The organism is Sphingobacterium sp. SGR-19 (genome assembly GCF_011043555.1).
Classification (GTDB): domain Bacteria; phylum Bacteroidota; class Bacteroidia; order Sphingobacteriales; family Sphingobacteriaceae; genus Sphingobacterium.
On sequence record NZ_JAAKGS010000004.1, the window covers coordinates 48,739 to 61,216 of the forward strand.

The window sequence follows — 12,478 nt, forward strand, 5'->3', positions numbered from 1 at the left end:
CAACGTCATATGAAACTAAATTTAATCACATCATTTTTCTTGATCGGTATGGTCTGTTATACCCGTATTGCTCATGCATCGGGGTCTGATCCAGATCGGTGGTTTGAAACCGCGGCTGTCCAAAAGCTGATTGATGTCACGGGACGGGTTAATGATACCGACGGCAATCCAATAGGAGGGGTAACGGTAAGCGTCAAAGGAGGAAATAAAGTTACCTCTACCGATAACGCCGGTCAATATGCATTACGAGACATCGAAGAAAACGCCATTCTTGTTTTTATGTATATGGGCAAGCAATCGCAGGAGGTCTCTATATCCGGACGAACCAGCGTTAATGTTGTTTTGGAGGGAAGTTCTTCGACTATAGAAGAGGTTGTTGCCATTGGATATGGAACAGCGAGGCGTAAAGATCTAACCGGCTCTGTCGCATCAATTAATGCAGAGCAGCTAAAAGATTTACCTACTGTCTCGGTGCTTCAAGCCATACAAGGGAGAATGCCAGGGGTCCATGTAACTATCACAGAAGGATCTCCGGATGCTGATATAAAGGTTCGTGTGCGTGGGGGAAACTCCATCACGCAAGATAACTCTCCACTATATATCGTAGACGGCTTCCGGGTTGCCAATATCAACGATATTCCCATGACCGATATCGAGAACATAGACGTTCTGAAAGACGCTGCATCAACGGCTATCTATGGGTCAGAGGGAGCCAACGGTGTCGTTTTGATCACGACTAAGTCTGGTAAAGGCGGTTCGCCTAAAATCGCATTTAGTTCGTATTTGGGTGTCAGTAACGTCTACAACTTGACAGAAGTATTATCTCCTTATGAATACGTCTATTGGCAACGGGAGCTTGATCCGTCAACTTCCGCCAATAATAGTTTCAATTCCATGTACGGGCTGTGGGAAGACATAGATATCTACAAATCCAAAGCAGGTATCAACTGGCAAGACCGGCTTTACGGCAATACCGGTATACAGCAGAATTACAATGTTGGACTCAGTGGGGGCGACCAAGATGGCAGCTTGACGTATAACATCAATTATACCCGGGACGATGAAGATTATATTATGCTAAACTCTGCCTATCAGCGTGATTATGTCAGCGCCAAACTTAATAAGAAAATCAGCCCTAAACTGTCTTTCGAGTTTAATTCGCGTATGTCTGCAACGGAAATACAGGGTCCCAGTATATCGGATGGACGAAAGCTCCGGGAGGCTGTTAAATATGCACCGGTACGTAGTTTAGCCTCCTTGACCGAGGATGCCCTTGGCGGCGCAGAAGATATCACCTCCCCAGAAGCGCTAAGTTCCTTGCGCGATCCTGTCGTGAATGTGGAAAATGAATATAAAGATCAAAATCGTTTTAACCTCACATTTAATGCAGGCTTCAACTGGAAAATTATCGATGGGCTGCGCTTTAGCACCAAAGGATCCTTTGGGTATAACAAAGATTTTACGGATAATATATGGGTGCGTGGCACGGGGCAGTCAAGCTCTAATGGCGGACAGCCCGTAGCTCGTAGAGAAGATAGAAAAGGAACCCTGTATTCTATACAAAACGTACTAACGTATGATCTCAACCTAGAGGAAGATAAACACCGCTTTACCATCGTGGGTGGACAGGAGCTCACGAACAGCCAACGGAACGACATGTTGATGGAGTCAAAATTCTATCCGGAAGATTTCACTCCGCAGGATGTATTAGCGATGTGGAATTACGGTACGCCACAACCTACTTATACTACGATCGGCGAGCCATCCAGAACTTCGTCCTACTTTTCTCGAGTCAATTATACCCTCAGCGATCGGTATATATTGACCCTGACCGGAAGGGTAGATGGCAAGAACGTTTTTGCTCCCGGAAACCGATGGGGTTTCTTTCCCGGTGCTGCTTTCGCATGGCGTTTCTCCGACGAAGCTTTTATGGAGAATACACGTAGCTGGCTCTCTGATGCAAAATTACGTTTAAGCCGCGGAGCTGTTGGCAACGCTAGAGTAGGTTCTTATTGGCGACAGGAATATGGTTTCGTTACCGGAGGTAATCAGCTGTATTACATCGGTGAAACGCCACAGAGCGCACTACGTACAAAAAACACGCTCAAAAATGAAAACCTAACCTGGGAAAGTACGGTTTCTACCAATATAGGTTTAGACTTAAGCTTCTTGAACAGCCGGTTCAATGTCACCATCGATGCCTATAATAATATTACAAACGACCTGATTCTTCAAGTTCCCCTTCCTTCCAGTTCCGGCTATGCAAATCAATACCAGAACATCGGTAGCACTTCCAATAAGGGATTAGAGTTTTCCGCCTCGGCTGTGTTGATGGAGAAAAAAGATTTTCGGTTATCGGCTGATTTCAATATCTCGTTCAATCGAAATAAAATCCGGGCGCTTCTCGATGGATTGGACGAAATGAATACGCCTGCCTCGGCATGGTTGGATTTTGGACGGGATGATTTCCGAGCTATAGTAGGACAACCCGTGGGGCTGATGTACGGATTTCTTTCCGATGGCTATTATACTTTTGATGATTTCCATTTTGATGGGGATCAAAATAAGTGGATCTTGAACGAAGGTGTGGTCGACGCTTCCCACGTCATGTCCCGCTCAGGTAATTATTTTGGACCGGGTCATATTAAATTAAAAAAAGTAGGAGGAGAAGGAACCGTTGTCAATCCAGACGATGACCGGGTGGTTATCGGTAGGGCACAGCCTAAACATACGGGCGGTTTTATGCTGAATAGCAGTTACAAAAATTTTGACTTGGCCGCGATGTTCAACTGGTCTTACGGAAACAACATCTATAATGCAGACAAAATTGATTTCAACGCCTACGAGGGTTCAAAACGCTATCAAAACCTCAGTGCAGATATGCGCCTATCGGAGCGTTTCACCACCATCGACCCAGCTACCGGATATAACATTATGTTTGGAAACGAAGCGGATCCCGAGATGTTCCGGGCGTTAAACGAGGGAAAGACGATGTGGAACCCTATGGCAGCCAATGCGCGTATCTTGACAGATTGGGCCATCGAAGATGGTTCGTTCTTACGGCTGAGCAATCTAACCCTCGGTTACACCTTGCCTTCACATATCGCGAACCGCTTACTCATGCAAAACCTACGGGTATACGTCGCAGGGTATAACCTACACGTGTGGACAAAATACACCGGACAGGATCCCGAAGTAGATACCCAACGGAATGCATTAACCCCAGGTGTAGGATACTCCGCATATCCGAAATCTAAAAAAGTGTTGTTTGGATTAAATGTTACATTTTAAGAGATGATGAAAATGAAAAAGATAATAGGAATAATTTCTGTCGTGTTCGTCACGTTTTTCACCGCTTGTGAAAAGTATTTAGAAACAGAATCGCCTTCTTCGTTGAGTCCGGAGACCGTATTCAACACCAGCTCCATGGCAAAAGCGGCCGTCATGGGGCTTTACGGACGGATGACCGACACGTATATATATGGACAAAAGCTTGCCGTCAACTGGCAAGGTGTATCGGACACCGAGTCTAACGGTACCTTCAGTGAGACCAACTATGTTCAGCCGACCAGTGATTACGGTGCAGGAAACTTTTTTGGTGACGCCAATAATCAAACTACCCGCTGGCAGCGTCTGTATGAATTTGCGGAGATGTCTACAGCAGTGGTCGATGGCATCCGTAACTCACCCATATTAGAAAGCGATGCCGCAACCATGAAACCGCTATTGGGAGAAGCACTTACGCTCAAATCATTGGCATTTTTTGAGATTGCTCGCTATTGGGGCGACGCACCTTATAAAAAAGAAGCTTCTAAATCCGATCTTTCCAACGTATATTCCGGAAAGTCAGACAAAGATACTATTTACCACTATCTCGTTCAGGATCTAAACGAAGCGCAATCATATCTCCCGTATAAAGGTGCTACTGGCGAATATGGCACCGTAGAGCGTATCACCAAAGGCTTTGCAAAAGGCCTGCTGGCGAGGGTAGCGTTATTTGCCGGTGGCTGGTCGTTGAGGGACGCGAGTCTATTTCCTAACTCCACTGCGGAAAAACACCCTACTATTCCCGAAACCAACGGTTACTACGTCGGACGTCCGAAAAACTGGCGAGATTACTATGCGATTGCGGCTCAGCATACGGCAGAGCTGATTGGTTCACCCGACAACCCACACGCCTTAGATCCGAGCTTTCAACATATATGGGAGACTGTATGTGGGGGACAATTGAACAGTTTCAATGAGAATCTTTTTGAAGTCGCTTTTGGTATGGGACAAAACGGTGATATCGGCTCTCTCATGGGATACGGCGTCGCAGGAGGTTCGAAATATGGCTCTCGGGGCTTCGGCGGTAGCTATGTAACCTCTACCGCTTATTATTTTTACTCATTCGACCGCGAAGATCAGCGCCGCGACGTAACGTTGACCTGGATTGGATATGGTGCAGACAACAAAGAGAACGTGAGCACAAACCCGCACGATGTTAAATTTGGTAAATGGCGGATATACTGGATGTCTGATGCCTATCTGGCCATGCATAAAACCGCTAGCGGAAGGATTGCAACCGGTGTGAACTGGATATTGATGCGCTATTCGGACGTCTACCTGATGTACGCCGAAGCGTTGAGCCAATTAGAAAACCCTGACGCCGTACACGAAGCTGCCGGGATATCCGCACGCCAAGCCCTAGAAAAGGTACGTGAAAGAGCTTTTGGCACCGGATCGGCAAAGATAACCCAATATGATCCCAACTTCCTAAATGCGGTAATCAACGAGCGTGCCTGGGAGTTTGGAGGAGAATCCATCCGCAAACAAGACTTGGTACGTTGGGGATTGTTATATGAGAAAATCGAAGACATGAAGAAAGCGCTTTGTCTCATGTATGACAATACACAGTCCGTGACCATATTTGACAAGACTTATCAACCTTCAGACTTTCCTAAAACCGTATATTACCGATATCGAAACGCAGAATACATAGACCCAAATTCATTAAATTATTATGGTGATCTTCCAGCAGATCCGGGTGGTGATTACGTTTCCGTCTCCTGGTTCACTAAGGCAATGGAAAAGCCGGAAACCACCGAGCCGGGACGTGTGTATAATTACACCTTGTATCCGGTAAGGGCATTATTGGCAGGAACGGGGTTAATGGTATCTTACGATTATTCCGCATTTCTATCGACACTGACCCATGGAACCGAAATCCAGAAACTGTTACAACAATATAAAATGGGGAACGGTGTATGCAATTATCGCTATCCGTTCGCCATCTATGTGGACGATATCCGTGAGTCAAGAGGCTATTTAGAAAATTCATATGGATATTAATGAGTAGAGCAAAACAGTCATGAGAAAGATTTTAATAAATATGATTATGCTAGTTGCAATGGCACTAGCTATGTCAAGCTGCGAAAAGAAAGTCAACGATTGGGATGTCGATCCTTCCTATGCAGGACTCTTCCGATCGCTAAGTTTCGAAACAACCAACATCGGGGCTACCGATGTAGAAATCGGTTATACCCAAACCGTATCGGCTAACAAATATCTTTTTGAGTTCAGCAAAGATAGTTTAGCATTTAACGAGATTGTTAAAACGGTAGAAATTCTAGCGGATACGCTGACACCCTTTGCACCGTCCACCACGCCAACACGGGTGGTCTACCGCACGATATTCGAGGATTTAGACGGAACATCTCCTTACTCCGTACGCATGAAAGGCATCAATACGGAGACTGGCCAGGAGTCGGGCTATGTAGAACTGTTTTTTAAAACCATGGCAGAGCAATTGTTTTCCGGTGCCGATATATCCTTAGACCGGATTACGATGCACTGGTCGGCAACCGACAATGTGACCCATATTGTGGTCACCGATCCGATAAATGATGATAGTGAGGTAAAACGGGTAGATTTGACAGCTTCCCATAAAACAGAAGGGTCTGCTACGATTACCGATCTACAGCCCGGTAAACTCTATGCGGTTTCCATCTATAACAACGATGTTTTACGAGGAACTCGGGTTCTCGTAACCTCAGGTATAGCGGGGGGCGAGATCATTCCCGTCTCTCCTGGAGACGATATCCCCGCCTTGGTTTCTGCTGCCGTTGCTGCCGGCAAACAAAACATCATTTTAAATTTCTCGGGCGATCAACCGTACAATCTGGGTGCCGTAACATTACCGTCAGGCGTCATCAATGTCAGCGTAACCGGAACGGCGAATGCCAATGGGGAGAATCCCGTACTGCAAATCAGTTCTTTCAAATTATCGGACACACAGTACGGTAGGGTTCTATTTGAGAACGTGGATCTTCACGCGAATAGCGAAAGTTCATTTCTCATCACCTCCGATCAGGCAGGTATGCGGGCTACAGGCTACTGGTTCATCAACTGCTATATACAAAGCTTTGGCAACGGCGTGGTACGTTTGAATAATGCCGTCAATGTGGGACAAATCAGGTTTGATAATTGTAGAATCCATAAAAACGGAGGCTGGGGTGTTGTAAATGTGGGTGGAAGTTCGGCGGTTGTCGATTCTATCAAGTTTACCAACAGCACGCTAACCGACCTTTCCACACAGCTCATGGATGTACGGGTAGCGGTCAAAAAGATTGTTGTACAGAACTGTACCTTCTACAATCAGAACGCCGCTATGACCCAGTTGTTGCGTTTTGATACGAATAGGCTCCCGTTAGAGTTGCAGGCAGGGAACAATATTATTGCCGGCACAAACAGCGGCGCCAAACTAAATGCAACCAGCTATAATCATGGAGATTTTGCCCTCCCGGTATCCTTCGCTGGTAGTTACCGGACGAACGAGTTTGAAATAGAAAGAGATGCTCGTGGATTTGCAGATATTACGCTCTTCAACGGTAGTGCTGCCGATCTTTTTGTGGATCCAGATGCCGGCGATTTTAGGATTAAACCCGGCAACGGTTTTGGCGGCCGCGGAACAGCTGGCGATCCCCGTTGGTTCGAATAAAAATAACCCCATATGCCCCAGACTCACCGTATAACGTCTGCGGGCATTTTGTTATTTTTATTATATGGATAAAGTAATGAATATTAAATAAATGCAATATGGCTTCAATATTGAAAATTAAAAATGATATGCCGGGTATCTCGATGCTATGCGCTGTCCTGCTAATAGCGGTTTATCCTATTCTGATATCCTGTTCTAACCGTTCGGAAACAAGGTCGTTGGAAGAAGGGGAAACGATCAAGGCAGATGCCGTTGTAGCGACAGATGGTACCGGGGATTTCACATCCTTGCAAGACGCGATTGATGCCGCACCAAATAACAGGACGGAATATTACTACATCTACGTTAAAAAAGGTACTTACAAAGAGGTCGTCACTATCCCCCAAAATAAAGACTATATCTATCTCTATGGAGATGACGCCACAACTACGGTATTGACCTTTGACAATTATGCCAGCCGGGTTAAACCAGATGGTTCGGAATACGGCACCAGTGGCTCTGCATCGTTCTTCGTGCAGGGCAATAACTTCGTTGCCGAAAACATAACTTTCGAAAATACTGCAGGAATGACTGCCGGTCAGGCGCTGGCCATAAACATCGGCGCACAGCATTCCGCGTTCCGTAATTGCCGCTTTTTAGGGCATCAGGATACGTGGTATGCAGGCAACGGAACCTACCAATATCTCAAAGATTGCTATATTGAAGGATCGGTGGATTTCATTTTTGGTGGATCTACTGCATTCTTTGATCATTGCCAGTTGGAAAGTACCCGAAATGGTTACATTACAGCGGCATCTACTCCTGAAAGTCAAACCTACGGATATGTATTTCATCAATGTACCCTAACCGCTCGTCCGGAGATAACCGAAAGTTCTGTTTATCTCGGCAGGCCTTGGCGCCCGAATGCAAAAGTCGTATTCGTCGAGTGTGCTATGGATAAGCACATACAGCTAGCCGGTTGGCATAACTGGGGAAAGCCTGATAATGAAAAAACAGCATTTTATGCCGAATACAAATCTACCGGCGCCGGTGCTAGGAAAGATACCCGCGTTTCATGGTCTCATCAACTGACGATGGAAGAAGCTAAGCGCTTTACCTATGAGAACGTTATCGGCGATCAACATCCTAAATTTATTGAGGAAAAAATTCAGATCAAATGATTAGTCGTTTCAAATAGAACGGCCAACTAAACAAGGAGACAATTATAAATTAGTCGCACATATTACCGAAAGATAATTTTGAATAAAATAGAAACTATAAAAAAGAAACATGTTTTTGAAACAAAAAAGAAGTGTTTGGATCGCCGTAAGTATGTCCGTTTTATCGATGTTGAGCGCGCCTGTGGAAGGTCATACTCAACCAACAAAGAGTCCCTTTAACTGGGATAATTTACCGGAAGTTCAACAACCCATGTTCCGAAAAGACACCCTTGATATTCGAGATTTCGGGGCCAAAGGGGATGGAATGACGCTCAATACCAAAAGCATCAACGAAGCGATAGCGGTAAGCAACCAAAATAATGGAGGCGTCGTATTTATCCCTGCCGGCTATTGGCTATCTGGTCCTATTGAATTAAAAAGTAATGTGAACCTGCATTTAGACGACAACGCGTTCCTACAGTTTACGGCAGACTTTGATCAATATCAGATCGTAGAAGGCAACTATGAAGGCAAACCATCTGCCCGAAACCAGTCCCCCATCAGCGGAAAAGGCATAAAAAATATCGCTATTACCGGAAAAGGTACGATCGACGGAAACGGCGATGCCTGGCGCATGGTTGGAAAGGGAGCCCTAACGGATAGAGAGTGGCGCGATAAGGTTGCCTCCGGTGGACTGATCAGTGATGATGGTAAAACTTGGTTTCCTTCAGAAAAAACAAAGCGAGCACATGAAGAAAAGCGTTCGGTTTTATTGGATGAGGGCAAAACCTTGGCGGACTTTGAAGATATTAAGGACTACCTCCGTCCCAACTTACTGGTGTTAACGAATTGCGAACAGGTATTGTTGGAGGCTGTTACGTTCCAAAACTCCCCCGCGTGGAACCTCCATCCACTCATGAGCCGGCATGTTACGATTAGGGATGTTAAAATCAAAAACCCAGATTATGCACAGAATGGTGATGGTATTGATATCGAATCCTGCTCCAATGTACTCATTGAAGATTGTATTTTGGATGTAGGTGATGATGCGATCTGTATCAAATCCGGAAAAGATGAAGAAGGACGTAGGCGTGGAATTCCTACAGAAAAAGTTATTATCCGTCGCAATAAAGTATATTTAGGTCATGGTGGATTTGTCGTCGGCAGCGAGATGTCCGGCGGAGCGCGAGATATTTTTGTTGAAGATTGCACGTTCATGGGAACTGACAAGGGAATACGTTTTAAAACGACACGTGGGCGTGGCGGGATTGTGGAAAATATTCATATTCGGGATATAAACATGTCAGATATTGTTGACGAAGCCATTTTCTTTGATATGTATTACTGGACCAAACCACCAGCAGCAAACGAAGTACAAGAAATTCCGCCCGTAACGGCGGAAACCCCGCAAATCAGAAATATATTCATCGAAAACATCAATTGTAATGGCGGAAAAGTAGGTGTTTTCGTACGTGGGCTGCCAGAAATGCCCGTACAGCACATTCATATGAAGAATTTAAACCTGGCCGTGAATAAAGGGGTTGAAATAAAAGATGCCCAGCATATTACGATAGAAAATGCGATGCTAAATACCCAAACGGAAGCGCCATTATTGTATATCGAAAGTGCAAAAAATCTTGCATTTAAAGGGTTGCAATTCGATAAGAAGCAACCACAAACCGTTGCAGTGCATGGTTCTAATTCGTCTAATATTGTCATTGAAAACACCCCGATTGATAAAGGCAGTATAAGCTTCCATCATGGGGCAAGGAAAGAAGCTGTAAAACTGAATTAAAAACAGAAATAATGAGGAATAAAAATATGCTAAAGACGATTTTATTAGCCGCCACGGTACTATTCGCTCCGTGGACCATGTTGCAAGCACAGCAGGAACTAAAACTGAAATATGATAAACCCGCCACCGATTGGAACGAAGCGCTGCCGATTGGAAACAGTCGACTTGGTGCCATGGTTTTTGGAAATCCAGCGAAGGAGCAAATACAACTAAACGAAGAAACGATATGGGCAGGTGAACCGGGTAATAATGTACCCAAAAATACATACGACAAGATTGTCGCGATCCGAAAACTACTGGCCGAAGGAAAAGCCAGAGAAGCACAAGATTTGTCGAATGTCACCTTCCCGCGACAAGCACCGGACGATTTAGATTACGGTATGCCTTACCAAACCTTTGGAAGTCTTTGGTTAAGTTTCCCAGGGCACGAGACATTCCGTGATTTTTATCGCGAGCTCGACATCCAAGATGCGGTAGCACGCACATCGTATAAGGTGGACGGCGTTCAATATCATCGAGAAGTGTTTGCTTCTTTTACGGACGATGTTGTCATCGTTCGTTTAACTTCCTCCAAGAAAAATGCCCTTTCGTTTTCCATGGGGCTCAGCACTCCCCATAAGATACACGCGCTAACCGCAACAGAAAAACAGCTGAACCTGTCGGGTACCAGCGGATCAGTGGATCGCAAAACGGGGAAAGTAAATTTTGAGGGTATTGTGCGTCCGGTCCTAAAAGGAGGCCAACTAACCGTAAACGGGAATAGCTTTGACATCAAAGATGCAGATGAGGTCATCTTGTATATTTCTGTCGGCACCAATTTCAATCGGTATAACGATTTAAGTGGAAACCCGTCCAAACGGGCGCAAACCATATTGGACAAGGCGCTAGGTGTAAAATACAACAAGGCACTGGCTAACCACAGCAAAAAATACCAACATTTTTTTAATCGGGTTCAGCTGGATCTGGGCACCTCGGCACAGGCTAATAAGACAACCGATGTACGGGTACAAGAATTTGCAACAGCACACGATCCGGCATTGGTCTCTTTATATTTTCAATTTGGGCGATACCTGCTGATCAGTTCCTCGCAGCCTGGTGGTCAGCCAGCGAACTTACAGGGTATATGGAATGAGAAGCTATCTCCGCCATGGGACAGTAAGTATACCGTCAACATTAACACTGAGATGAACTACTGGCCTGCCGAGGTGACTAATCTATCGGAAATGCACGAGCCCCTATTTTCGATGTTGGAAGATCTTTCGGTAACCGGACAGGAAAGCGCACGGGAAATGTACCATGCCCGTGGATGGAATATGCATCATAACACGGATCTGTGGCGCATTACAGGTGTTGTGGATGGCGGTTATTACGGCATGTGGCCGATGGGAGGTGCTTGGTTAAGCCAACATATTTGGCAGCATTACCTGTACAACGGACAAACATCCTTTTTGCAGAAATATTATGATATTCTGAAAGGGAAAGCACTGTTTTACCTCGATATTCTGCACGAAGACCGTTCAGGACAATGGCTTGTCGTCAGCCCGTCGATGTCGCCAGAAAACTCGTACCTGCCGGGTAGTGTCGGTGTTTCGGCCGGTACCACCATGGATAATCAATTGATCTTTGATGTGTTTCATAACTTTATCGATGCTGCAAAAATATTAGATGTAGACCGCTCATTAGCAGACTCTGTTAAAGTGGCACTGAACAGACTACCACCCATGCAGATCGGTCAGCACACCCAATTGCAAGAATGGTTGGAGGACTTGGATAAAACGACTGACCAACACCGGCACATCTCTCACTTGTATGGGTTATATCCGGCCGGGCAGATATCGCCTTTCCGCAATCCAGATCTAACAGAAGCAGCCGTCAACTCGTTGATCTACCGTGGCGATAAGTCCACCGGATGGTCCATGGGTTGGAAAGTAAACTGGTGGGCTCGTCTATTGGATGGTAATCAAACGTATAAACTCATTCAGGAACAGCTGAGTCCACCAGTGGGCGATAAAGGACAGGGCGGCGGTACTTATCCCAATTTATTGGATGCGCACCCCCCTTTCCAAATTGACGGGAATTTTGGCTGTACGTCTGGTATTGCAGAAATGTTGGTACAGTCTTATGACGGGAATATTTTTATCCTTCCGGCCTTACCCGATGCTTTACCTCGTGGCAGTGTCCGTGGTTTGAAAGTTCGCGGCGGTTTTGAAATTGATATGTCCTGGGATAGTAGCAAACTAACGACCCTTATCGTTAAGTCAACATTAGGCGGAAACTGTCGCCTTCGTTTAGCGCAGGAAACAAATTTGAAAAGTGATCACCTGCTGGACATTGCAGAAGGAGAAAACCCGAATCCATTTTATCGGGTGCATCCGATCAAAGAACCATTAACATCGGACAAGGCGCATTTGAAAGGATTTGTTTTACCCGACACGAAATTGGTAGAATTTGATACGAAGGCAGGTGGGGTGTATACCTTTGTTAATCAGCAGTAGTCGAACGGAAATGTCTCGTCGGCGGACAGACGTATCACGTTGTCGCACGCTGACATAGTTTCGTTGCCTG

At 45.5% G+C, this 12,478-nt stretch carries 6 protein-coding genes; all 6 read left to right on the forward strand.

All coding sequences use genetic code 11. The features are described 5' to 3' along the window. Positions 1 to 9: 9 nt before the first annotated feature. On the forward strand, positions 10 to 3,291 hold the full coding sequence (locus G5B43_RS09565) for a SusC/RagA family TonB-linked outer membrane protein (protein WP_165294526.1): 3,282 nt from the start codon (positions 10 to 12) through the stop codon (positions 3,289 to 3,291). Between the two features lie 12 nt (positions 3,292 to 3,303). Then, positions 3,304 to 5,331, forward strand: coding sequence for a RagB/SusD family nutrient uptake outer membrane protein (locus G5B43_RS09570; RefSeq protein WP_165294527.1), 2,028 nt, complete (start codon positions 3,304 to 3,306; stop codon positions 5,329 to 5,331). 19 nt (positions 5,332 to 5,350) lie between these two features. Next, entirely contained in the window at positions 5,351 to 6,979 is a 1,629-nt protein-coding gene (locus tag G5B43_RS09575) for a DUF5123 domain-containing protein (RefSeq protein ID WP_165294528.1), read from the forward strand. 98 nt (positions 6,980 to 7,077) lie between these two features. After that, positions 7,078 to 8,139 (forward strand): pectinesterase family protein, encoded by a 1,062-nt coding sequence (locus G5B43_RS09580; protein ID WP_240904824.1) that lies wholly within the window; start codon positions 7,078 to 7,080, stop codon positions 8,137 to 8,139. A gap of 109 nt (positions 8,140 to 8,248) precedes the next feature. Continuing rightward, positions 8,249 to 9,913: a glycoside hydrolase family 28 protein gene (locus G5B43_RS09585; RefSeq protein WP_410528482.1), complete on the forward strand. Its 1,665-nt coding sequence runs from the start codon at positions 8,249 to 8,251 to the stop codon at positions 9,911 to 9,913. Between the two features lie 26 nt (positions 9,914 to 9,939). Further along, positions 9,940 to 12,408 carry a glycosyl hydrolase family 95 catalytic domain-containing protein gene (locus G5B43_RS09590; protein WP_240904826.1) on the forward strand — a complete coding sequence of 823 codons (2,469 nt, stop codon included), beginning with the start codon at positions 9,940 to 9,942 and terminating at the stop codon, positions 12,406 to 12,408. Positions 12,409 to 12,478 lie beyond the last annotated feature (70 nt).

Coding starts and splice junctions, on each gene's coding strand:
- G5B43_RS09565 (WP_165294526.1), top strand. CDS start 10: ATGAAACTAAATTTAATCACATCATTTTTCTTGATCGGTATGGTCTGT.
- G5B43_RS09570 (WP_165294527.1), top strand. CDS start 3,304: ATGAAAAAGATAATAGGAATAATTTCTGTCGTGTTCGTCACGTTTTTC.
- G5B43_RS09575 (WP_165294528.1), top strand. CDS start 5,351: ATGAGAAAGATTTTAATAAATATGATTATGCTAGTTGCAATGGCACTA.
- G5B43_RS09580 (WP_240904824.1), top strand. CDS start 7,078: ATGGCTTCAATATTGAAAATTAAAAATGATATGCCGGGTATCTCGATG.
- G5B43_RS09585 (WP_410528482.1), top strand. CDS start 8,249: ATGTTTTTGAAACAAAAAAGAAGTGTTTGGATCGCCGTAAGTATGTCC.
- G5B43_RS09590 (WP_240904826.1), top strand. CDS start 9,940: ATGCTAAAGACGATTTTATTAGCCGCCACGGTACTATTCGCTCCGTGG.